The following is a 22,489-nucleotide window of genomic DNA, read 5'->3' as shown; positions in this document are numbered from 1 at the left end:
CGGTCAGAACAGCTTCAGCTTGTCGTCCTCGATGCCGCGCAGGGCGTCGTAGTCCAGGACCGTGCAGCCGATGCCCCGGTCCGTCGCCAGGACGCGCGCCTGGGGCTTGATCTCCTGGGCCGCGAAGATGCCGCGGACCGGCGCCAGGTGGGGATCGCGGTTCAACAGGTCGAGATAGCGGGTCAGTTGCTCCACGCCGTCGATCTCGCCGCGGCGCTTGATCTCCACCGCCACGGTCTGCCCGTCGGCGTCGCGGCACAGGATGTCGACCGGGCCGATCGCCGTCGGGTACTCGCGGCGGATGAGCGTGTAGCCCTCGCCGAGCGTTTCGATGCGGTCGGCGAGCAGCTCCTGAAGGTGTGCTTCCACGCCGTCCTTGATCAGGCCCGGGTCCACGCCCAGTTCGTGCGTGGAGTCGTGGAGGATTTCCTCCATCGTGATGATGAGCTTCTCGCCCGCCTTGTTGACGACGGTCCAGACGCCCTCGTCGTCACTGCCGCCCTCCTTCAGCGTGCACGGCGGCGACATCCAGTTGAGGGGCTTGTAGGCCCTGTCATCTGCATGGATGGAGACGCTGCCGTCCGCTTTCACCAGGATCAGGCGAGGGGCCGACGGAAGGTGGGCGGTGAGCCGCCCGGCGTAGTCCACGGAGCAGCGGGCAATGACGAGACGCATGGTCGGCAACGCTACTCGACCGGTGCCGGTGCACGCGATTCGCCCACCCCGGCGCCGCACGGGAGGGCCCAGTGGGGCGCCCTTAATTTACCGGTACCCACCTGTTCGTTTGTGGCTGATTGTGTGCCCAACGGGACGTCTCCATCTGCCCATTCTCCTGGTGCGGCCCCGATCGGTTGCTTACCGTATTGAACGGGAGGTCGCGATGTGTGTACGCAGCGTGTTCGACATCGCGCACTCCCTTACTGTCCGGCAACCCCTGCTGTTCGGGGGTGCGAGAGGAGAACCCATGTCGCTCGACGTCTCACCGGCCCTACTCGAGAAGGCCGAGCGAGGCGAGGTCGACGAAGCTGAATTCGTCGACTGCGTCCGGACCTCCCTGCCTTATGCGTGGGAGATGATCAGCTCCCTGGTGGCCCAGCTGAAGGTGGACGGCGGAGACTTCGCCGACAACCAGACGCCCCCGCCGGACGAGCAGGCGCGCGGTCAGCTGCTGCGTGCGCTCGCGAGCGACGCGATACGCGGCGCACTGCAGCGGCACTTCGGTGTGCGACTTGCCTTCCAGAACTGCCACCGGGTGGCGGTGTTCCCGCTCGACACCACGGTCGACGAGAAGCTCGCCCGCTTCACCTCGGTCCGCAGCCAGCTGCTGAACCAGTCGCCGGAGTTCCGGGACTGCTGACGTAGGAGAGCCGTCTTGCCGCTCCGTACGCGGGAGGTGCGGTTGTACCGGAGCGGCAAGCTCTCCGTCCGTTCAGTGCAGTTGGGGGAGGACGTCCGTGCCCAGCCGGCGGATGTTCTCCTCGGTGGCCGCCAGGTCCCCCGAGCCCTCGACGAGGAGGGCGAAGCGGGAAATGCCGGTCCGCTCGCTCGTCGCCGCCAGCCGGTCGGCGCACAGCCGCGGCGTGCCCACCGGGTGCAGCCCGCAGAGCAGTTCGGTGTACGCCATCGGGTCGCGCATCCGACGGACCCGCCCGTCGACCGTGACATGCGCCTCCAGCCCCTGCTTCAGCCAGCCCGGCATCGCCTTCAGCAGCGTCTCCGCCGCGTCCGTGCGCCGGTCGGCGATCTGGCAGACGCCGGCCGAGACGTGGGCGGCGTCCCGGATCTCCGCCTCGGGGCGGCCGACGGCGCGCGCGTGCCGCCCCCACAGGGCGACCATCTCGGCCTTCTCCTCGTCCCCGACGTGCATGCCCAGCAGCATCGACAGGCCCCGCTCGGCCGCCAGCCGCACGCTCGCCGGCGAGGTGCAGGCGACCACGACCTCCGGTCCCTCGGCGTCCGACAGGGACTCCGACGGCCGCGGTACGACGGCGACTTCGCGGAACCGGAACCGCTCGCCCGCGGCCGCCACCCGCGGGTCGCGCAGCCAGCGCACGAGCAGGTCGAGCGACTCCGGGAAACCGCTCTCGTACGCCGCGAGGCCCGAGCCGAACACCTCCAGGTCGACCCACGGGCCGCCGCGGCCCACGCCCAGGGAGAACCGGCCGCCGCTCGTCACGTGCAGCAGCGCGGCCTGCTCGCCGAGCGCCACCGGGTGGGCGGTCGGCAGCACGCTCACCGCCGTACCGACCCGGATGCGGCGGGTGCGGCCGAGCAGCAACGCGGCGAGCGTGACCGCCGACGGGCAGGTGCCGTAGGGCACGAAGTGGTGCTCGGCCAGCCAGACGGCGTCGAGACCCGCCTCCTCGGCGACCTCGGCCGAGCGGACCGCGCGGTGCAGCGCTTCCCCCTGGCCCTGACCCGGGAACTGGGCCGCCAACACGAAACTTCCTACGCGCATTGCTTTTCCTGCTTCCTGGCTCCGACGCGGAGCTCCCCCTCGCAGGGCATAACCGTCTGACACGTGCCGAGGACACGGTCGGGCGAGGGGATTTGCGGATTGTCTGCAGAATGCGCCCGGACGTGCCTGAAATGCGGTGCTCCGGCGAGGGCCCTGCACAGCTCCAGCAGGGGACTTGTGGTGTTTGGCGTCGTACGCGTACCCCCCGCGGGGACGCGTAGGCTGGACACAGCCCACTTCCTGTATAGCCCCGAGAGGTGTCCTGTGTCCCCGCGTCGCAACCGGCCCAAGGGCCTCAATGGTGCTGTGTCGGGCCGGAGCGCGGAGGACGACCGCCCCGGCCGCTACGGCGGCTGGCAGTCGGCGGAGGACTGGCGGGGCGAGGAGTGGAGCGTGCGGCACGTGTCCGGCGCGAGTGCCCACGGCAAGTCGTACCGCTGCCCCGGCTGCGACCAGTTGATCCCGGACGGGGTGCCGCACGTCGTGGCGTGGCCCGCGCACTCGGGCGTCGACGAGCGGCGGCACTGGCACAAGTCCTGCTGGAACGCGAAGGACCGCCGCACCACGCGGGTGCAGCGGTCCCGCAGCGCGCCGCGCTTCTGAACGCGCCGGATCACGTCGGGTCAGACGTCCCGCTTCTCCAGCAGCGCGTAGGCACCGGCGAACGCGGCGGCCGTCACCACCAGGATGATCCACAGCGGGTCCCAGCCCGACGGGCCGGACGAGCTGAGGGAGTTGGCGTAGAACACGCTGAGCTGGTTCGGGATGGAGTACTCGAACAGGGCCTGCTGCACGTCCTCCAGCGACGACGAGAACATGAACAGCGCGATCACCAACGGGGCGAGCACCGCGCCGATCATGACGGTGATGGCGCCCGCCGAGTGCCGGATGATCGAGCCGACGACCAGCGACAGCAGGCCGAGCAGCGCGATGTAGAGCGAGACGCCGACCGTGCCCTTCAGCCATTCTCCGCCGGACGGCTCGCGGGCCCCGGTCAGCATGGCCACCTGCGCGACGGCGACGAGCGAGGCGGCCACCAGCGACACGACGAAGGCGACCGCGAAGAACACCACGGCCTTCGCCGCGAGGACCCGCCCGCGCGACGGGCAGGCGACCATCGTCGTGCGGATCATGCCGGTGCCGTACTCCGAGGCCGTGGTCAGCACGCCCAGCGTGATCACGCACATGCTGCCCAGCAGCAGGCCGAAGAAGCCCAGCGACAGCGGGTTCTCGCCGGACAGGTCGCCCTCCGACGACGAGCTCGCGACGACCGCGCCGGCCAGCAGGCCGATGCCGACCACCAGCAGCACGAACACGCCGAGCGTCCACATCGTCGACCGCACCGACCGGATCTTCGTCCACTCGGAGGCGATCGCGTGCCCGAGGTGCGTCCGCACGACCGGGATCGGCGAGGTGTAGGTCGGATACGCGGGGCCGGACGCCGCCTGCCAGTCGGGCGCGGCCTGCGGCATCGGGTGCTGGGGCGTGCTCATCGGGCGTCCTCGGGCTTGGTCGGGTCGGTGGCGGCGGGGGCAGGGGCGGCGGCCGGGGGCTGAGCGGGTGCCGGCGGGGTCTGGGGCGCGCCCTGGGCGTACGGGTTCGGGCCGGCCGCCGCGGGCGCGGCGCCGGGGTGAGCACCGTACGGGCCCGCCGGGGCCTGAGCCGGGGCCTGGCCCTGGAACTGCGGGGGCGGCGGCGCGTACCAGCCCGGCTGGCCCTGGCCCGGCACCGGCATCGGGGGCTGCAGGCCCTGCGGCAGCGGCTGCTGGAGGCCTTCCCGCTGGTCGGTCGTCGACCGGTAGTCCACGGCGCCCTGCGTCATCCGCATGTACGCCTCCTCCAGCGAGGCCTGGTGCGGCGACAGCTCCCACAGCCGTACGTCCGACTCGTGCGCGATGTCGCTGATGCGGGGCAGCGGCAGTCCCGTCACGCGCAGCGCGCCGTCCGGCTCGGACAGCACGCCCGCGCCGGCCTCGGCCAGCGCCGACGACAGCTTCTCGCGCAGCTGCGGCTCGGTGTCCGGCGTCCGCACGCGCGCGAAGTCCGCCGAGTTCGCGGAGATGAACTGCGTCACGCTCATGTCGGCGAGCAGCTGGCCGCGCCCGATGACGATGAGGTGGTCGGCGGTCAGCGCCATCTCGCTCATCAGGTGGGAGGACACGAAGACCGTGCGGCCCTCGGCGGCCAGCGCCTTCATCAGGTTCCGCACCCAGAGGATGCCCTCGGGGTCGAGGCCGTTGACCGGCTCGTCGAACAGCAGCACCTGCGGGTCGCCCAGCAGCGCGGCGGCGATGCCGAGCCGCTGTCCCATGCCCAGCGAGAAGCCCTTGGAGCGCTTCTTCGCCACGTCCTGGAGGCCCACCACGCCCAGCACCTCGTCCACCCGGCGGGCCGGGATGCCGGACAGCTGCGCGAGACAGAGCAGGTGGTTGCGGGCGGAACGGCCGCCGTGCACGGCCTTGGCGTCGAGCAGCGCGCCGACCTGGCGGGGGGCGTTGGGCAGCTTGCGGTACGGAAAGCCGCCGATCGTCACATGTCCCGCGGTGGGGTTGTCCAGGCCGAGGATCATGCGCATCGTCGTCGACTTGCCCGAGCCGTTCGGCCCGAGGAAGCCGGTGACGGCACCGGGCCGCACCTGGAAGGACAGGTTGTACACAGCGGTCTTGTCGCCGTAGCGCTTGGTCAGGCCGACTGCTTCGATCATGCTCCGCACCCATCGAAAGGTTCAGGACAGCAGGGCATACGCCCCCGTAAGGGTTAGGAGGATATCCGGGCGCTGACGGTTCCCTTCAAGACAGAGCAAAACCCGAGCAAAGTCCCGGCGGAAACCGGTCGCCACCAGTCGCCCCCGGGGCCCGTTCGGACGCAGAGCGCTAGGCGTCGCGCTTCTTCAGCACCAGATAGCCGCCGACCAGCGCCGCCAGCACCCACAGCGCCATGATCCCCAGCCCGCCCCACGGCCCGTACGGGGTGTCGTCGTCCAGCGGCGGCACCACCTGCATGATCTTGCTGCCGGCCTGGTCGGGCAGGAACCGGCCGATCTTCTCCGTCGCGGAGACGTTGCCGAGGATGCTGGAGATCAGGAAGAAGAACGGCATCAGAATGCCCAGCGACAGCATCGGCGAGCGCAGCATCGCGGCCACCCCCATCGAGAACAGCGCGATGAGCGTCATGTAGAGCCCGCCGCCGATCACCGCGCGCAGCACACCGTCGTCGCCGATCGATGCCCGGTGCTCGCCGAGCATCGCCTGCCCCAGGAAGAACGCCACGAAGCTCGTGACGAGGCCGACGACGAGCGCGAGGGCCGTGGCCACCGCGAGCTTGCCGAACAGGAACGTGCCGCGCCGCGGTACGGCCGCCAGCGAGCTGCGGATCATGCCGCTGCTGTACTCGTTCGACACCACGAGCACCCCGAACACGATCATCGCGAGCTGCCCGAGGCTCATGCCGGCGAAGCTGATGAACGTCGGGTCGAAGGACAGCTTGTCCCGGGCGCTCATGTCGTCGAACTCGCTCCTCGACAGGGCCGCGATCAGCATGCCGAGGGCGACGGTCACGACGACGGCGACGGACAGCGTCCACACCGTCGACGCCACCGACCTGATCTTCGTCCACTCGGAGCGCAGGACCTGGGTCGCCGCCATGTCAGCTCCTCCTCCAGCCGTCGCCCCACTGCCGCTCTCCCGGCCCCTGCGCCGGCCCTTGCGCCGGCTCCTGCTGACCCGGCAGCGTCCGCGCGGCCGGCGCGGCATGCGCGTGGTACTCCACCGACTCCGCCGTCAGCTGCATGAACGCCTCCTCCAGCGATGCCTGTTGCGGGCTCAGCTCGTGCAGCACGATCTGGTGCCGCGCCGCCAGCTCCCCGATCTGCTCGGCCTTGGAACCGTCGACCTCCAGCGTCCCGTTGCCCGACTCCACGACCGTGACGCCCGCCTCGTGCAGCACGTCCAGCAGCCGCTCACGCTGCGGGGTGCGGACCCTGACGTAGGAGCGGGAGTTCCGCTCGATGAAGTCGGCCATGGAGGTGTCCGCGAGCAGCCTGCCCTGACCGATCACCACGAGATGGTCCGCGGTCAGCGCCATCTCGCTCATCAGGTGCGAGGAGACGAAGACCGTACGGCCCTCGGAGGCCAGCGTCTTCATCAGCGTGCGGATCCAGTGGATGCCCTCCGGGTCGAGCCCGTTCACCGGCTCGTCGAACATCAGGATCCGCGGATCGCCCAGCAGCGCGGCGGCGATGCCGAGCCGCTGGCTCATGCCCAGCGAGAAACCCTTGGCCTTCTTCTTCGCGACCGCCGACAGGCCCACCGTGTCCAGCACCTCGCGCACCCGCCGGGTGGGGATGCCGTTGCTCTGCGCCATCCACAGCAGATGGTTGTAGGCGCTGCGCCCGCCGTGCACGCTCTTGGCCTCCAGCAGGGCCCCGATGTACTTGAGCGGCTCCTTCAGACGGTCGTAGTGCTTGCCGTCGATACGGACGTCGCCCGCGGTCGGCCGGTCCAGGCCCAGGATCATGCGCATCGTCGTCGACTTGCCCGCGCCGTTCGGGCCGAGGAACCCCGTGACGACACCCGGTCTCACGGCGAAGGTGAGGTTGTTGACCGCCACCTTCTCGCCGTACCGCTTCGTCAGCCCCTCGAGCTCGATCATGCGAGCCACGCTAGAACGGGACGGGGTCCTCTGCCACCCCAGTGGCAGAGGACCCCGCACTATTCAGCCGTCGTGCGTCCGGACGTTACCGGGACTGCTGCGCCGGAACCCCGCGGGAGACCGGCTCGTCCTCGCCCGGCGTGCCCGCCGCCGCGACCGCGGCACCGGTGAGCGTGGCGAGCATCTCGCGCACGTTCGTCAGCTGGGCGTTGATGGAGTCGCGGCGGTTGGTGAGCGCCGCCAGCTCGCGCTCGGATTCCGAACGGATCCGGTCGGCCTTGGCGTTGGCGTCCGCCACGATGTCCTCGGCCTGACGCTGCGCCGTCTCCACCGTCTGACGGGCGCGGCGCTCGGCGTCGGTGCGCAGCTTCTCCGCCTCCAGGCGCAGCTGCTCCGCCCGGTGCTCGATCTCGGCGAGCCGCTTTTCGGCCTTGGCCTGACGCGACGCCAGGTCGCGCTCGGACTGCTCGCGGCGCTTGGCGAGGTTCGTCTCGAAGTCCGCGGCGGCCTGGGCGGCCTTCGCGCGGGTCTCCTCGAAGAGGGCGTCAGCCTCCTCGCGCTTGGACTGCGCGTCCTTCTGCGCGTCCGCGCGCAGCTGCGAAGCCTCGCCCTTGGCCTTCTCGACGATCCGGACGCCCTCGTCCTCCGCCTTCGACTTGCGCTCGGAGGCGTAGGCCTCGGCGTCGTTGCGCACCTGCTGGGCCGCCGACTCGGCGAGCTCACGGTGCTGCTCGGCCGCGCGCCGGGCCTCCTCGCGCAGATCCTTCGCCTCCTCCTCGGCGAGGCGAAGGATCTTCTCGACACGCGCGCCGAGACCCGCGTACGACGGCTCTCCGTCGTTCATCTGCGCCTGGGCGTTCTGCGTCTCGAGGTGGAGCTCCTCGATGCGCTTTTCCAGAGCGGTGATGCGGGCGAGAGCGCTGTCACGGTCGGAGACGAGCTTGGAGATTCGTTCGTCCACCTGAGCGCGGTCGTACCCACGCCGCACAAGCTCGAAGCCGTAGGGGGAAGTGTCGCTCATGGGGTTCCTGTCGAATGAGACCGGTGAGGTGATAGGGGAATCCTAGGGGTCCGAACGGCGTGTCATCGAGCAGAAGCCCGATTGATCTGGAGAATGACACCTCTTTTGAGTGGCTAACCGTCGGACGGCTTGCCAAGAGGGTAGTCAAAGGTCCCAGGAGACAGCACAAGCACCCTCCTTCGCTAGCTCTCTGACGACTTGCCACCCGATCGTGTCGCGCCCGCGCCCGCCTTCACGCCGCTGTCCTTGCCGGCGGCCGGCGCCTCGAAGGACTCCAGCGCCTCCAGCACGTCCTGGACCCGGGAGATCTCGGCGTTGATGTCCTCGCGGCGCCGCACCAGGGTCTCCAGCTCGCGCTTGCCCTCCTCGACCGTGCGGCGCGCCTCGCGGACCGCCTCGGCCTTGAGCTCCTCGGCCTCCCTGACCAGCGTGGCCTTCTTCTGCTCGGCCTCCTTGAGCAGCCCTTCGGCCTTCTTCACGGCGGCGATACGGACCTTGCCCGCCTCCGAGTTCGCCTCCGAGACGATCTCCTTGGCCTTCGCCTGCGCCTTGGCCAGCTGCTCCTCGGCGGCCTTGATGAGCGCGTCGCAGCGGTCGCCCGCCGACTTCATCGTCTCGGCGGACTCGCGGCGGGCCCGCTCGTGCAGCTCCTCGATCTCCGACGTGATGCGGTCGCGCAGCTCCTCGGCCCGCTCCCGGATCTGCGTCGCGTCCCGGCGGGCGCCCACCAGCAGCTCGTCCGCGTCCGTACGGGCCTTCTCCACGCGGGTGTTGCCCTCGACCGTCGCCTCGGCGACGAGCCGCTCGGCCTCCTTGCGGGCCGCGCCCACCATCGTGTCGGCCTGCGCCTCCGCGTCCGCGGTCGTCTTCAGCGCCTGCTGCTGCGCCTCGCTCAGCAGCTTGTCGGCCTCCGCGGTGGTCTCCGTGATGAGCTTGTCGACCTGCTCGGCAGCCTCCGAACGCCGCTTGTTGGAGTCCCTGCGGGCCTCGTCCAGCGTCCGCTCGGCCTCCTGCCGCGCCGACGACACCAGCCGCTCCGCCTCCGCCTCCGCGTCGGCCTTGACGCGCTCGGCCTCGCCGCGCAGCCGCTCGGCGTGCTGCTGGGCCGAACCGACCGTCTCCGCGGCCTCCGCCCGCAGCCGCTCCGCGTCCTCGGAGGCGTCCGCGACCAGCTTCTCGGCCTGCGCGACCGACTCGGCCCGCACCCGCTCCGCCTCGGCGGCCGTCTCCGTCGTCAGGCGCTCCGCCTCGCTGCGCGCCTCCGTGATGAGCGTGTCCGCCTGCGTCGCCGCGTCCGACCGGATCCGGTTCGCGTCCTCCCGGGCGTCGGCCCGGGTGCGCGCCGCGTCCTGGTCGGCCTGCGCGATCTTGTCCGCGGCCTCCGTACGCGCCCGCTGGGCGTGCTCGGACGCGTCCGAGCGCAGCCGCTCGGCCTCCGCGATCGCCTCCGCCATGGTGCGCTCGGCCAGCGACTTGGCGGCCTCCGCCTCGTCGTGCGCGGCACGCCGGACCCGGTTGGCGTCCTCGGTGGCCCGCTCCCGCTCCGCGTAGGCGTCGGCGCGGACCCGGTCCGCCTCCTCCTCGGCCTCCCGGCGGGTGCGCTCCGCCGCGTGCTCGGCGGCACTGCGCAGCCCGGCGATCTCCTCCTGCGCCTGCTCGTGCAGACCCGCGACGGAGTCCCGCACCTGCTGCGCGTGCTGCTCGGCCGCCGACACCATCTCCGTGGCGCGCCGGTCGGCCTCCTCCACCAGACGCACGGCCTCGGCCTGCGCCTCCTCCACGCGGTTGCGCGCGGAGGCCAGCAGTTCCTCGCTCTGCTCGCGGGCCCGCAGCCGCTCCTGGTCCGCCTCCTCCCGGGCGGAGCCGAGGAGCTCCTCGGCCTCGCGGCGGCGCCGGGCCGCCTCCTCCTGCGCCGCGGCCAGCGTCTCGGACGCCTCCGCCGCGAGCCGCTCGGCCGCCGCCTGCGCCTCGGCACGCATCCGGTCCGCGCTGTCCTGCGCCTCCGACTTCAGCCGCTCGGCCTCCGCCGAGGCCTCCGACCTCAGACGTACGGCGACGGCCTCGCCCTCGGCACGCGACGCGGACGCGTCGGACGCGGCCTCGGTGCGCAGCCGCTCCGCCTCCGCCTCGGCCTGCTGCCGCAGCGAACGGATGCGCTCGGCGGCCTCGCCGCGCAACCGCTCGGTCTCCTCGACCGCCTCGCGGCGGATCCGGGCCGCCTCCTCGCGGGCGTCGCTCAGCGCCTGCTCGGCCGCCGCGAGCCGCTCCTCGGCCTCCGTCTGGAGCCGCAGCAGCTCCTCGGCGGCCTCCACGCGCCGCGCCTTGACGGCCCGCTCGGTGTCCTCGCGCAGCTCCCGCGCGGCCCGCTCGGCGTCCGCCCGCAGCGCCTCGGCCTGCTCGACGACCTCCTCGCGGTGCCGCTCGGCCTCCTGACGCGTGCGCTGCAGCGTCTCCTCGGCCTGCCGGCGCAGCGTCGTCGCGCGCTCGATGGCCTCCGTGCGGACCTTCTCGCTGTCCGCCTGCGCCGTCGTCCGCAGCTCGTCCGCGTCCGCCTTCGCCTTGGCCAGCAGCTCCTCGGCGGACTTCGCCGCCTCCTCGATCTGCGCCACGGCCTCCTTGCGGGCCTCGGCGCGGATCTTCTCGCCCTCCTCGACGGCGTCGGCGCGCAGCTGCTCGGCCTCGCCGCGCAGCCGGCGGGCCTCCTCCTGCAACTCGACCGTCTTGGCGCGGTACTCCTTGGTGTCGTCCTTCGCCGCGCCCTTGAGCTGCTCGGCGATGTCGTGCGCCTCGGCGCGCAGCCGGTCCGCCTCGGCCTCGGCCTCCGAGCGGATCCGCTCGGCCTCCTCGGCGGCGGCCTTCGTGGTCTTCTTGGCGTCCTCCGACGCCTTGTTGAGGACGTCCTCGGCGGTCTTCGCCGCCTTGGACAGCTGCGTCGCCGTCTCCTCGGCGGTGATCGTGCGGGCCTTCTCGGCGGCCTCCGCGACGAGCTTCTCGGCCTCCCGGCGGGCGTCAGCGACGAGCTGCTCGGCCTCCGCCTTGGTGGACTCGGCCTCCTTCGTGGCCTCGCTGACCAGCCGGGCGACCTGCTCCTTGGCGGTGCGCGTGCGCGTCTCGTTCGCCGACTCGGCGCTGGCCAGCGCCTTCGCCGCGGCCTCCTTGGCCTCGGCGACCAGCTTCTCCGCCTCGGCCCGCGCCTCGCGCAGCGCCGTGTCGGCCTGAGCCATGCGCTGCTCGGCGGCCCGGCTCAGCTCCTGCGCCTGACGGCGCGCCGTCTCCGACTCCGTGGCCGTCGACGTCCGCAGCTGCTCGGCGTGGTCGGTGGCCTCCTGGGCCTGCGTCGACGCCGCGTTCAGCAGCCGCTCGGCGTCCGCGCGGGCCCGGCGCAGCAGCTGCTCGGCCTCCGCGCGGGCGGACTCGGCCTCGGCCTGCAGCCGCTGCCTGGCCTCGGCGGTCAGCCGCTCGGCCTCGGCGCGGGCGGCGGCCATCGCCTGCTCGGCCTCGGCGCGGGACTCCTCCAGCAGGCGGCGGGCCTGCTGCTCGGTGCGGGCGCGCAGCTGCTCCGCCCACGCCACGTTCTCGTTGACGTGCGACTCGACGGTCTGCCGGCGCTCGGCCAGCTCCTGGTCCAGCTGCTGGCGGCGGGTGACCGCCTCCTGGTGCAGTTCGGCCTGGAGACGGGCCGCCTGCTCGGCGTGCTCCTGGAGGATCCGCTGGGTCTGCGCCCGCGCCTGGCTCAGCTCGCGCTCGGCGTCGGCGCGGATCTGGTCGGCCTGCACCTGCGCGTTGCGCAGCAACTGCTCGGCCTGGTACCCGATGTCGGCGCTGTCGTAGGCCGGCCGGGACATGATGGTGCGCCGCGCCTCGTGCAGCTTGGCCCGCAGCACCTCGACCTGGTAGCCGAGGTCCTCGGCGTGCTGGATCGCCTTTTCCCGCTCGGTCTTCAGCCGCTTCATCTCGGCTTCGAACCGAGTGAGGTGGTCGACGTCAGCCGCCGGCTCCCGCTCCTGGCTCTCGTAGCCCCGCACTGCGCGGTCCCATCCGTCCCCTGGTCGCAAGTCTTTCCGAACGAGCTCCGTCCGTCCGCGAACGGGGCCCCCGGGGAATGGTGTCAGATCAACGGCGGAGCACGGGCTGCTGCCCCGACGCTCGTCCCCCGAAACCCGGACCCCGGACAGGTTCTGCCGCCGGGGCGGCAGAACGCGGTCGCCCCGGTTGGGCGGCGACCGCACCCAACCCTACCGGCCCATATGTACGACGGTCAGTGCTCAGGTGACTCAACAGGCGCGGAAGTGACCAGTTCTGTCAGGACGCCATGGCAGTCCTTGGGGTGGAGGAAGGTGATCCGTGACCCCATGGAGCCGCGTCGGGGCTCTTCGTACAGAACGCGTACGCCCTTGTCCCTGATGCCGGCCGACTCCGCGTCGACATCGGCCGTGCCGAAAGCGATGTGGTGGACGCCCTCGCCGTTCTTCGCGAGCCACTTCGCCACCGTGGAGTCCTCGCGGGTGGGCTCCAGAAGTTGCAGATACGAAGACCCGCCGTCCGACGTGTCGTTGATCTTGAGCATGGCCTCGCGCACGCCCTGCTCCTCGTTGACCTCGGAGTGGAACACCTCGAAGCCGTACGTGGCACGGTAGAACTCGACAGTCCTGTCCAGGTCGAAACAGGCGATTCCGATGTGGTCGATTCGCGTCAGCATGGACTCAGTGCACCGCTCCGGGGGTGGTTACGCAACGTGCGCGCGATCACACCGACAGCCCGATGACGGGCGGCATACCGCTCAGTACATTCGAGTAAACCCTCGTTCACTCCTCGGCTGTGCAAGCCGGTAAGGGGATCGCAAGCTCATGTCATCAGGAACTTCCGGTACGACCGGTTCGGTGATCGTCGCGGGCGCGCGGACGCCCATGGGGCGGTTGCTGGGTTCGCTCAAGTCCTTCTCCGGAGCCGACCTCGGCGGCTTCGCGATCAAGGCCGCCCTCGACCGTGCGGGGATCGGCGGCGACCAGGTCCAGTACGTGATCATGGGGCAGGTGCTCCAGGCCGGGGCAGGGCAGATCCCGGCACGTCAGGCCGCCGTCAAGGCCGGCATCCCGATGAACGTCCCGGCGCTCACCATCAACAAGGTGTGCCTCTCCGGCCTCGACGCCATCGCGCTGGCCGACCAGCTGATCCGCGCCGGCGAGTTCGACATCGTCGTCGCCGGCGGCCAGGAGTCCATGACCAACGCCCCCCACCTGCTGCCGAAGTCCCGCGAGGGCTTCAAGTACGGCGCGATCGAGATGCTCGACGCCATGGCGTACGACGGTCTGACCGACCCGTGGGAGAACATCCCCATGGGCCAGTCCACCGAGAAGCACAACACCCGCCTGGGCATCGGCCGCGCCGAGCAGGACGAGATCGCCGCCCTGTCCCACCAGCGCGCCGCCGCCGCCCAGAAGAACGGCGTCTTCGAGGCCGAGATCACCCCGGTCGAGATCCCGCAGCGCAAGGGCGACCCGGTCCTGTTCAGCAAGGACGAGGGCATCCGCGCCGACACCACCGCCGAGTCGCTGGCCAAGCTCCGCCCGGCGTTCGACAGGGACGGCACGATCACCGCCGGGTCCTCCTCGCAGATCTCGGACGGTGCGGCGGCCGTGGTCGTGATGAGCAGGGCCAAGGCCGAGGAACTGGGCCTGGAGTGGATCGCGGAGATCGGTGCCCACGGCAACGTGGCCGGTCCGGACAACTCCCTGCAGTCCCAGCCGTCCAACGCGATCGCCCACGCCCTGAAGAAGGAGGGCCTGGACGTCGCCGACCTCGACCTGATCGAGATCAACGAGGCCTTCGCCGCCGTCGCGGTGCAGTCAATGAAGGACCTCGGGGTTTCATCGGAAAAGGTGAACGTCAACGGCGGCGCCATCGCGCTGGGCCACCCCATCGGCATGTCCGGCGCCCGTCTGGTGCTGCACCTGGCGCTGGAGCTGAAGCGGCGCGGCGGCGGTGTCGGCGCGGCGGCGCTGTGCGGCGGCGGCGGTCAGGGTGACGCGCTGATCGTGCGGGTACCCACGTCCTGAGACCGGTGCCCCGGACCGGGCTCCGGGTCACGGGTCCTCCGGGCCCCGGCCCGGGTCCCGGAGCCGGAACCCGAGCAGGTTCGCGAGGTCCCAAGTTGGCCGAATTCTTCTCCTGAACTGATCATGAACGGAGCTGTGATGCAGGACGTCTCCACGCTGGTGGCCCAGGCCAGGGAAGGCAGGCCGCGGGCCGTGGCCCGGCTGATCTCCCTGGTGGAGGGGGCGTCCCCGCAGCTGCGCGACGTGATGGAGACTCTGGCCCCGCTCACGGGCAACGCCTACGTCGTCGGCCTCACGGGCTCGCCGGGTGTCGGAAAGTCGACGTCCACCTCGGCGCTCGTGACGGCGTACCGCAAGCAGGGCAAGCGGGTCGGCGTCCTCGCCGTCGACCCGTCGTCGCCGTTCTCCGGCGGCGCCCTGCTCGGCGACCGCGTCCGCATGTCGGAGCACGCCTCCGACCCCGGCGTCTACATTCGCTCCATGGCCACCCGTGGCCACCTCGGCGGCCTCGCCTGGGCCGCCCCGCAGGCCATCCGCGTCCTCGACGCCGCGGGCTGCGACGTGATCCTCGTGGAGACCGTCGGCGTGGGCCAGTCCGAGGTGGAGATCGCCTCCCAGGCCGACACGTCGGTGGTGCTGCTCGCCCCCGGCATGGGTGACGGCATCCAGGCGGCCAAGGCGGGCATCCTGGAGATCGGCGACGTCTACGTCGTCAACAAGGCCGACCGGGACGGCGCCGATGCCACGGCCCGCGAACTGAACCACATGCTCGGCCTCGGCGAGTCCCGGGGCCCCGGCGACTGGCGCCCCCCGATCGTCAAGACGGTCGCCGCGCGCGGCGAGGGCGTCGACGAGGTGGTCGAGGCCCTGGAGAAGCACCGAGCCTGGATGGAGGAGCGGGGCGTCCTGGCGGAACGCCGTCTGGCGCGCGCGTCCCGCGAGGTCGAGACGATCGCGGTGACCGCCCTGCGCGAACGCATCGGCGACCTCCACGGGGACCGCCGCCTCGGCGCCCTCGCGGAGCGGATCGTGTCGGGCGACCTCGACCCGTACCGCGCGGCGGACGAATTGATCACGAACCTCACCCGGAGCTGAGAGCCGCGGACACGGCGATGCCCGCGGCCGGCGCGGCCGCGGGCACCTGGGGGACAGGGGCCCTCGGCGGGCTCAGTCGTCGTCGGACCGGTCGGCCGTGACCTTGCCGCTCCGCAGGTCCACCCGCCAGTCGGAGCCGTCCCGGGTCTCGACCTCCCAGGCCGCGTTCCGGTCGCCGTCCAGGTCGTCGTCCAGGTCGACGGACGTCACGATGCCCTTGTCGCCCGCGGCCTTCGCGGCGTCCACGGCGGTCACGGTCGCCCCCTTCAGCGCGGAGCGCACCTCACCCGTGTCGTCCTCGTCCTCGGCGCGGTCCCCGGTCACCTTGCCGGTCCCGGGGTCGACCCACACGCTGCGCCAGGCTCCGTTCCCGGACAGCACGTCGACCTCCCAGGCCGCCTTGCCGCCACGGTCGTCGTCGTGGTCGAGGTCGGCGGCGACCGCCGTGCCCGGCGTGTGCCGCAGCGCGGCGGCGATGGCGTCGGCGGCACTGACGCCACCGGTCTTCACCTGCGACGCGTCGTCGTCCCCGGCGTCGTCCCGCCGGTCGTCGGCCTCGTCGTCCCGCCGGTCGTCGGCGTCGTCCCGCGTGTCGTCCTGCGCGTTGTCGTCCTGGTCGTCCTGCCCGCCGCCGTCCCGCGCGTCGTCGTCCCGCCGGTCGTCCACGGACACCGCACGGCCGTCGTCGTCCCCCGACACCGCCAGAGCCGTGGCCGTACCTCCCCCGACCAACGCGGCGGCCGTGACGACGGCGATCACGATGTTGCGCTTCATGCGGTTCCTCCCGAGTCGTTCGTTTCGAGGACGTTCGTTCTCGACTGCCACGACTCTCGCCCACCGACGCTGAGAGGAACCTGAAGCCACCTGAAGAGATCTTCAGCTTCACCTTGGCACCCTGTACCGCATGCGCCTGTTGATCGTGGAGGACGAAAAGCGCCTCGCCGTCTCCCTCGCCAGGGGACTGACGGCCGAGGGCTACGCCGTGGATGTCGTCCACGACGGCCGGGAGGGCCTGCACCGGGCCACGGAGGGCACGTACGACCTCGTGATCCTCGACATCATGCTGCCCGGCATGAACGGCTACCGGGTCTGCGCCGCCCTGCGCGCCGCCGGCCACGACGTGCCGATCCTGATGCTCACCGCCAAGGACGGCGAGTACGACGAGGCGGAGGGCCTGGACACCGGCGCCGACGACTACCTCACCAAGCCCTTCTCGTACGTCGTCCTGGTCGCCCGCGTGAAGGCGCTGCTGCGCCGCCGCGGCCAGGGCGCCGGAGCCTCACCGGTGCACGTGCTCGGCGACCTGAAGGTGGACACCGCCGCCCGCCGCGTCTTCCTCGGCGAGGACGAAGTCGCCCTCACCGCGAAGGAGTTCGCGGTCCTGGAGCACTTGGTCGTGCGGGCCGGCGAGGTGGTGTCCAAGGCCGACATCCTGGAGCACGTCTGGGACTTCGCGTACGAGGGCGACCCGAACATCGTCGAGGTGTACGTCAGCGCGCTGCGCCGCAAGCTCCGCGCCGGGCTCATCCGGACCGTGCGGGGTGCCGGTTACCGGCTGGAGGCGGGACGATGAGACGACGCCTGTTCGGTTCCGTACGGTCCCGGGCGACGCTGGCCGCGACGCTCGTGGTCGCGGTGGCCCTCGTCGCCGCCGGTGCGGCCGTCCTGCTGTCCCTGCGGTCCAGCCTGCTCGACCAGGCGGACACCCAGGCGGAACGCACCGCGCGGGAGGTCGCGGTCGAGCTCGCCGCCGGCCGGACCTACGACCAGCTGTCCCTGGACGACGACGACCGGCCCGTCCAGGTCGTCACCGAGGACGGCGCACTGGTCGCCGCGAGCGAGGACCTGGAACGGATCACCGGCACGCCGACGACCGAGGTCGAGCCCCGTCCGGCGGGCCGGCGAAGCGGTGACACCGTCACCGGAGCCGGTGCGGGCCCGGCCGACGACGACGCGGACGCGGAGCCGGACGCGGACACGGATGCCGACGCCGGCTCCGAGACGGACGCCGACGCCGACGCGGACTCCGACTCCGACGACTCCCTGGACCCCGGCGAGATCGGCGACGCCGCCTTCACCGACGGCTCCGCGACGATCGACGGCGACGCCGCCGACTACCGCTTCGCCGCCGTCCCCGTGGAGGTGCGGGACAGGGGAGAGCTCACGGTGTACGCCGGCGCCCCGCTGGCCGCCGAGCAGAGCGCCGTGGACACCGCCCTGACCGGCATGCTCACCGGGTTCCCGCTGCTGCTGGCCGTCGTGGCGGGCGTGACCTGGCTGGTCACCCGGCGGGCGCTGCGCCCGGTCGAGGGCATCCGGCGGGAGATGGCCGCGATCACCGCGTCCGAGGACCTGGCCCGCCGCGTCCCGGTGCCGGACACGCACGACGAGATCGCCCGCCTGGCCCGCACCACCAACGAGACGCTGGCCGCCCTGGAGACGTCCGTGGAGCGCCAGCGCCGCTTCGTCGCCGACGCCTCGCACGAACTGCGCAGCCCCATCGCGTCGCTGCGCACCCAGCTGGAGGTGGGCGCCGCGCACCCCGAGCTGCTGGACGTCGACGGCGCCGTGGAGGACACCGTACGGCTGCAGCGGCTCGCCGCCGATCTGCTGCTGCTGGCGCGGCTGGACGCGGGGGAGCGGCCGGCCGCCGACGCCCGGGTGGACCTGGGCGCGCTGGCCCGGGAGGAGGCCGCGGGCCGGGACGGGGTGACCGTGCGGGCCGAGTCCGGTCAAGTGGCCGGATCGCGGGGGCAGTTGGGGCGGTTGCTCGCCAACCTGCTGGACAACGCGCAGCGGCACGCCCGCTCGGCGGTCGAGGTGACCGTGCGGGGCGAGGGCAGGCAGGTCGTGGTCGCGGTGGCCGACGACGGGGACGGCGTGCCGGAGGCGGACCGGGAGCGGATCTTCGAGCGGTTCGTCCGGCTGGACGCGGCCCGCAGCCGCGACGACGGCGGCGCCGGCCTGGGCCTGGCCATCGCGCGCGACGTCGCGGCCCGGCACGGCGGCACCCTCACCGTCGGCGAGGCCCCGGCGGGCGGAGCCCTGTTTGAACTCCGCCTGCCCCGCGCATAGGGCCCGCCCGGTGGGTGCCGGCCGCGGAGGGACCGTCAGCCGCGGCCGCGCTGGCCGCGCAGGTGCTCCGCGATGGGCTTGAGCGCCTTGTCGAGCTCCGTCAGGGCATCGGTCGACAGGAGGTCGATGAAGTGCCTGCGCACGGACGCCACGTGGTGCGGCGCGACCTTCTTCATGGTCTCCATGCCGTGCTCGGTGAGCACCGCGTACAGCCCGCGCCGGTCGGACTCGCAGTTCTCGCGCCGGACCAGATTCGCGTTCTCCATGCGTGTGATCTGGTGGGAGAGGCGGCTCTTGGACTGGAGGGTCGCGGACGCGAGGTCGCTCATCCGCATCCGCAGGTCCTCCGACTCGGACAGATTGACCAGGATCTCGTAGTCGTTCATCGTCAGGCCGAACGGCTGCAAGTCCTTCTCCAGCTGGTAGGTCAACAACCTGTTGATCTCCAGGTGGGTGCGCCAGGCGCACTGCTCGGCATCGGTCAGCCAGCGGGTGGCCGTCTCGGTCTCCATGTATGAAGTCTACCTAAAAGGTTGAAAGGCGTACTAGTGAGGGGGGTGTGGTGACGGTGGGCAGGCGTTCGATGTCACACTCCGCAGATTACCGCTCACAGCCCGAAGCGACGCTGGAGGTCTCCGAGCTGTCCGGGAAGGCGCGGTGCCCCGGACTGCTGCCCCCGCGGGCCGGTCACACCGCCACCGGGCACGCCCGCCTGCCGCGGAACGGCTCCCGTCGCCTGTTCCGCCATCAGGGTCTCGCTCGACTGCAACAACACCGTCCCCGCCCCCGCGAACTCGAACTGGTGCTCCTCCCCGGAGGCCCCGCCGAGGCCCGTCAGCGCACGTAGACCGCCCATCAGCCCCGTCATGTACCCGTGGTCGTAGTGATGGCAGGGCGACGGACAGTCGGCCCACCCCACGAGCGCCTGCGGATCCACCCGGATCGGAGGTTCCATGAACACCACCGGACCGTTTGACGTCGCCACGAACTTGCCGGTTCCGATGAGCGTCAGAAAACCCGGGACGATCGACTGCTTGAGCGAGAGACTTGGCTGAAAAGCAAGCAAGTTGCCCGAGCGAATGGTCAGGTTGCCGTCCTCCAGGTCGTACGCGTTCACGTCGAAGGCCCGGTCGGCGAGCAGCATCTTGCCCGAGCCCTCGGCCACGACCCAGTCGCTCGCGTGCAAAGGCGAATGGAACGACGTACGCACCAGACGCTCCAGGCGCCCGTGCCCGATCCCGTTGAAGCCGATGGTCCCGTAGTAGGCGATCATCTTGCCCTTCTGCAGGAACCACTGGCTCCCCTTGAGCTCCACGCAGAAGGTGTAGGCGTCGACGTTGTCGTCCGGGGGCAGCGTCGCCGGGTCGTACACGGTCGGGCCGCCCGGGGCCCCGTACCTGCTCACAGCTTCTCCTCCGAGGCCTGGACGTACACCGCACCGCTGCCGCTCAGCTCCAGCTGGAACGCCTCGCCGGAGCCGCGGCCCACCATGTCCCGCCAGCCCAGCGCGGTCGACAGCTTGTTCCGTACGTCGCCGTGGTGGGCGACGTACGCCTGCGGGTCGACGTGCACCGGGCGCTGCGGCGTGATCGGGATCTCGATGACACCGCCGTGCGCCATCACCGCCACCGAGCCGTGGCCGCGCAGCGTCGTCGTGAACAGCCCCTGCCCGCTCACCTGGCCGCGCACCATGCCCATGACGCCGCCCTGCGACCCGAGGAACACCGTGCCCTGCTCCAGCGTGCCCTCGAAGGCGAGGAGGCGGTCCGCCTCGACGTACAGGGTGTCGCCGGCGAGGTCGATCACCTGGACGTGGTGTCCGCCGTGCCCGAACAGCACCGTGCCGTTGCCCTCGACCGTCATCAGGGGCGTGTCCTCATCGGCGACGCGGCGCCCGATCATCGACATCAGACCGCCCTGCCCGCCCGCCACGCTGGGCGTGAACGACACCTCGCCCCGGTAGGCGAGCATCGCCCCGCGCTGGCTGAACAGCCGGGCGCCGGGCACCACGGTCGCCTCGACCATCTTCGCGTTGATCTCCCGGAAGGGCATGTCACACCTCCCCCGCGATCGTGTCCCGCTCGCTCGGCTGCACGTACACCAGGCCGTCTCCCTCGAACCGGATCTGGAAGGCCTCGCCGCCGCCCTCCCCGAGGAACGTGCGGAACGTCACGCCGGACTGGAAGGTCTGCCGGAGGTCCCCCCGGTGGGCGATGTATGCCCCCGGGTCCACGGTGAGCGGGTACTGCGGGCCGACGCGCAGCACGACCGCCGGTCCCACGGACGTGATCGCCACCTGGCCGTGTCCCTCGACCGTCGTCGTGAACAGCCCGGTGCCCTGCGAGGCGCCGCGCAGCCCGGTGAACGACGTCCCGGTGCGCAGTCCGGCGTCCGCCGCCAGCAGGTTGCTCGACTCCACGTACAGCTTGTCGCCCTCGAGGCCGACGAGGTTGATCTCGGCGGCACGGTCCGCGAACCAGCAGGTCCCGTGCCCCTTCACCTCCATCACCGTCATCTGCTCGCCGGTGAGGCGCCGGGTCACCATTCCCCGCACGCCCTCGCCGCCGCCGCTCAGCTTCTTGAAGGCCATCTGTCCGTCGTACGCGACCATCGAGCCGTTCTTCGCCTTCACGGCGTCCCCGGTCATGTCGACGGCGAGCACTCTGCTGCTCTGAAGTCGGAACATCGCCACGTCCGTGACGGTAGCCTCCGGGTCGCCCCACGGACAGATCCCCCGGACGGAGACGAACCCCTAGGGGCCGGTGCCCCGGGGCCCGGCGCCCATGGCCGGCACCGGGGCGGCCCCCCTCCGGAACCGCCCGCGGCCGTTTGCCACAATGGACGGGACGCTTGTGCGTTCGTTCACAAACCGTCCGACGTCTCTCCCACCGAAGGTGACCCGACCCGTGGACCTCAAGACCGCCACCGCCCTCCGCCGCCTCCGCCTGGTCTCGACGCCCGAGGCCATCTCGTTCCTGCTGCTGCTCGTCTGCTCCGTGCTGAAGCGGACCACCGACTTCAACGCGGTGCCGGTCATGGGCGCGATCCACGGCGTCCTCTTCATCCTGTACGTGATCTTCTGGGCGGACGCCTGGAACCGCGCCAAGTGGCCGGTGAAGGACGCCGCGCTGTACTTCGTCCTGTCGGTGCTCCCGGCCGGGGGCTTCGTCGCCGACCGGCGGCTGCGCCGCGAGGCCGAGGACGCGGTGATCGCCTCCCGCGCCCGCAAGGAAGGCGCGGTCGGCGCATGATCGTCGCCTTCTCCGTGACGCCGCTGGGTGTGGGCGAGGACGTGGGGGAGTACGTCGCCGACGCCGTCCGGGTCGTACGCGAGTCCGGCCTGCCGAACCGCACGGACGCGATGTTCACGTCCGTGGAGGGTGAGTGGGACGAGGTCATGGACGTCGTGAAGCGGGCCGTCGAGGCGGTGGAACGGCGGGCGCCGAGGGTGTCCCTGGTCCTCAAGGCGGACGTCCGCCCGGGGGTGACGGACGGTCTGACGTCGAAGGTGGCGACGGTGGAGGCCCACCTGTCGCGCGAGACGTCACGCTGACGCGGGGCGCGGGGCGCGGGGCGCGGGGCGCGGGGCGCGGAGCGCGGGCTGCGGGGCGCCGGGGTGACCCCGGGTGCGCCCGGCTGTCCGGCGCCGGGGTGACCGCGGGGGCGTTGCACGGCCCGGCGCCGACGGGTTACCGCCCGGCGCTGGGCTGTCCGGCGTTGCCCGGTTGTCCGGCGTCGGGGTGCCCCTCGGGTGGTTCGCGCGGCCCGGCGCTGCGGGGTTGCCGCCCGCGCCCACCCGTGCCGCCCCGGGCGGCACGCATGCCCGCGGTGTGCGACGTGCCGCCGCCCCGCTGCACCGCCGCCCGGTTGTCCGGCGTTGCCCGGTTGTCCGGCGTCGGGGTGCCCCTCGGGTGGTTCGCGCGGCCCGGCGCTGACGGGTTGCCGCCCGCGCCCACCCGTGCCGCCCCAGCGGCACGACTGCCCGCGGCTTGCGGCGTGCCGCCACCGCAGCCGCCCGCGCGGGATGGACGGGGCGGGATGGGCCACCGGGCGGCAGTCGCGTACGGCGGGAAGGGGACGTGTCGGGGGGTGTCCGCCCGCAGCGGTTGGCGCGTCAACGCCAGGGCGTTTTCA

General features: G+C 71.9%; 22 protein-coding genes. 8 read left to right on the top strand and 14 right to left on the bottom strand.

Annotated elements, in window-relative coordinates; genetic code table 11:
- Window positions 1–3 precede the first annotated feature (3 nt).
- A complete protein-coding gene (gene nucS / locus QC282_RS07640) occupies window positions 4–675 on the bottom strand; it encodes an endonuclease NucS (protein ID WP_279548466.1) in 672 nt (223 codons plus the stop codon).
- Between the two features lie 289 nt (window positions 676–964).
- On the opposite strand from nucS, the gene QC282_RS07635 reads away from it, so the two are divergent.
- Window positions 965–1,357 carry an SCO5389 family protein gene (locus tag QC282_RS07635; RefSeq protein WP_279548465.1) on the top strand — a complete coding sequence of 131 codons (393 nt, stop codon included), beginning with the start codon at window positions 965–967 and terminating at the stop codon, window positions 1,355–1,357.
- Window positions 1,358–1,429: 72 nt separating this feature from the next.
- Here the strand turns inward: QC282_RS07635 and QC282_RS07630 are convergent, their stop codons facing one another.
- Entirely contained in the window at window positions 1,430–2,458 is a 1,029-nt protein-coding gene (locus QC282_RS07630) for an LLM class flavin-dependent oxidoreductase (protein ID WP_279548464.1), read from the bottom strand.
- 264 nt (window positions 2,459–2,722) lie between these two features.
- On the opposite strand from QC282_RS07630, the gene QC282_RS07625 reads away from it, so the two are divergent.
- Entirely contained in the window at window positions 2,723–3,061 is a 339-nt protein-coding gene (locus tag QC282_RS07625; protein ID WP_279548463.1) for an ATP/GTP-binding protein, read from the top strand.
- A gap of 20 nt (window positions 3,062–3,081) precedes the next feature.
- Here QC282_RS07625 and QC282_RS07620 read toward each other — a convergent pair whose 3' ends face one another.
- The 7 genes from QC282_RS07620 to mce all read right to left on the bottom strand — a co-directional run bounded on the left by QC282_RS07620 (window position 3,082) and on the right by mce (window position 12,828).
- Window positions 3,082–3,951, bottom strand: a complete 870-nt coding sequence (locus QC282_RS07620) for an ABC transporter permease subunit (protein WP_279548462.1) — start codon at window positions 3,949–3,951, stop codon at window positions 3,082–3,084.
- The gene (locus QC282_RS07615; protein WP_279548461.1) at window positions 3,948–5,162 is read right to left on the bottom strand and encodes an ABC transporter ATP-binding protein; all 1,215 of its coding nucleotides are present in this window, start codon (window positions 5,160–5,162) and stop codon (window positions 3,948–3,950) included. The genes QC282_RS07620 and QC282_RS07615 overlap by 4 nt, the downstream gene beginning before the upstream one ends.
- 169 nt (window positions 5,163–5,331) lie before the next feature.
- Window positions 5,332–6,102 carry an ABC transporter permease gene (locus tag QC282_RS07610; RefSeq protein ID WP_279548460.1) on the bottom strand — a complete coding sequence of 257 codons (771 nt, stop codon included), beginning with the start codon at window positions 6,100–6,102 and terminating at the stop codon, window positions 5,332–5,334.
- 1 nt (window position 6,103) lies between these two features.
- Window positions 6,104–7,108, bottom strand: coding sequence for an ABC transporter ATP-binding protein (locus QC282_RS07605; protein ID WP_279548459.1), 1,005 nt, complete (start codon window positions 7,106–7,108; stop codon window positions 6,104–6,106).
- Window positions 7,109–7,193: 85 nt separating this feature from the next.
- Window positions 7,194–8,129 carry a cellulose-binding protein gene (locus QC282_RS07600; RefSeq protein ID WP_279548458.1) on the bottom strand — a complete coding sequence of 312 codons (936 nt, stop codon included), beginning with the start codon at window positions 8,127–8,129 and terminating at the stop codon, window positions 7,194–7,196.
- 182 nt (window positions 8,130–8,311) lie between these two features.
- Window positions 8,312–12,154: a polarized growth protein Scy gene (gene scy / locus QC282_RS07595; protein WP_279548457.1), complete on the bottom strand. Its 3,843-nt coding sequence runs from the start codon at window positions 12,152–12,154 to the stop codon at window positions 8,312–8,314.
- 233 nt (window positions 12,155–12,387) lie between these two features.
- A complete protein-coding gene (gene mce / locus QC282_RS07590; RefSeq protein ID WP_279548456.1) occupies window positions 12,388–12,828 on the bottom strand; it encodes a methylmalonyl-CoA epimerase in 441 nt (146 codons plus the stop codon).
- Between the two features lie 148 nt (window positions 12,829–12,976).
- Here mce and QC282_RS07585 point away from each other — a divergent pair, with 148 nt between their 5' ends.
- Entirely contained in the window at window positions 12,977–14,185 is a 1,209-nt protein-coding gene (locus QC282_RS07585; RefSeq protein ID WP_279548455.1) for an acetyl-CoA C-acetyltransferase, read from the top strand.
- Between the two features lie 138 nt (window positions 14,186–14,323).
- On the top strand, window positions 14,324–15,280 hold the full coding sequence (gene meaB, locus QC282_RS07580) for a methylmalonyl Co-A mutase-associated GTPase MeaB (RefSeq protein ID WP_279548650.1): 957 nt from the start codon (window positions 14,324–14,326) through the stop codon (window positions 15,278–15,280).
- A gap of 72 nt (window positions 15,281–15,352) precedes the next feature.
- On the opposite strand, the gene QC282_RS07575 is transcribed toward meaB, so the two are convergent.
- On the bottom strand, window positions 15,353–16,054 hold the full coding sequence (locus QC282_RS07575) for a PepSY domain-containing protein (protein ID WP_279548454.1): 702 nt from the start codon (window positions 16,052–16,054) through the stop codon (window positions 15,353–15,355).
- A gap of 130 nt (window positions 16,055–16,184) precedes the next feature.
- On the opposite strand from QC282_RS07575, the gene QC282_RS07570 reads away from it, so the two are divergent.
- Both QC282_RS07570 and QC282_RS07565 read left to right on the top strand, forming a co-directional pair.
- Window positions 16,185–16,853 (top strand): response regulator transcription factor, encoded by a 669-nt coding sequence (locus QC282_RS07570; RefSeq protein WP_279548453.1) that lies wholly within the window; start codon window positions 16,185–16,187, stop codon window positions 16,851–16,853.
- Entirely contained in the window at window positions 16,850–18,355 is a 1,506-nt protein-coding gene (locus tag QC282_RS07565; RefSeq protein WP_279548452.1) for an ATP-binding protein, read from the top strand. Before QC282_RS07570 ends, QC282_RS07565 begins: the two co-directional genes overlap by 4 nt.
- 35 nt (window positions 18,356–18,390) lie before the next feature.
- On the opposite strand, the gene QC282_RS07560 is transcribed toward QC282_RS07565, so the two are convergent.
- From QC282_RS07560 to QC282_RS07545, 4 genes are all read right to left on the bottom strand, one after another.
- On the bottom strand, window positions 18,391–18,867 hold the full coding sequence (locus QC282_RS07560; RefSeq protein WP_279548451.1) for a MarR family winged helix-turn-helix transcriptional regulator: 477 nt from the start codon (window positions 18,865–18,867) through the stop codon (window positions 18,391–18,393).
- A 95-nt stretch (window positions 18,868–18,962) separates the two neighbouring features.
- The gene (locus tag QC282_RS07555; protein ID WP_279548450.1) at window positions 18,963–19,760 is read right to left on the bottom strand and encodes an AIM24 family protein; all 798 of its coding nucleotides are present in this window, start codon (window positions 19,758–19,760) and stop codon (window positions 18,963–18,965) included.
- On the bottom strand, window positions 19,757–20,407 hold the full coding sequence (locus tag QC282_RS07550; RefSeq protein WP_279548449.1) for an AIM24 family protein: 651 nt from the start codon (window positions 20,405–20,407) through the stop codon (window positions 19,757–19,759). The genes QC282_RS07555 and QC282_RS07550 overlap by 4 nt, the downstream gene beginning before the upstream one ends.
- Before the next feature lies 1 nt (window position 20,408).
- On the bottom strand, window positions 20,409–21,041 hold the full coding sequence (locus QC282_RS07545; protein WP_279548649.1) for an AIM24 family protein: 633 nt from the start codon (window positions 21,039–21,041) through the stop codon (window positions 20,409–20,411).
- A 220-nt stretch (window positions 21,042–21,261) separates the two neighbouring features.
- Between QC282_RS07545 and QC282_RS07540 the strand changes: the two genes are divergently transcribed.
- Both QC282_RS07540 and QC282_RS07535 read left to right on the top strand, forming a co-directional pair.
- Window positions 21,262–21,606: a DUF3817 domain-containing protein gene (locus tag QC282_RS07540; protein WP_279548448.1), complete on the top strand. Its 345-nt coding sequence runs from the start codon at window positions 21,262–21,264 to the stop codon at window positions 21,604–21,606.
- Window positions 21,603–21,908: an MTH1187 family thiamine-binding protein gene (locus tag QC282_RS07535; RefSeq protein WP_279548447.1), complete on the top strand. Its 306-nt coding sequence runs from the start codon at window positions 21,603–21,605 to the stop codon at window positions 21,906–21,908. Before QC282_RS07540 ends, QC282_RS07535 begins: the two co-directional genes overlap by 4 nt.
- Window positions 21,909–22,489: the final 581 nt, after the last annotated feature.

The organism is Streptomyces sp. DH24 (assembly GCF_029813775.1).
Taxonomy (GTDB): Bacteria; Actinomycetota; Actinomycetes; order Streptomycetales; family Streptomycetaceae; genus Streptomyces.
The sequence above is the reverse complement of the archived record's forward strand: the minus strand, read 5'-3'. Positions and strand labels throughout refer to the sequence as shown.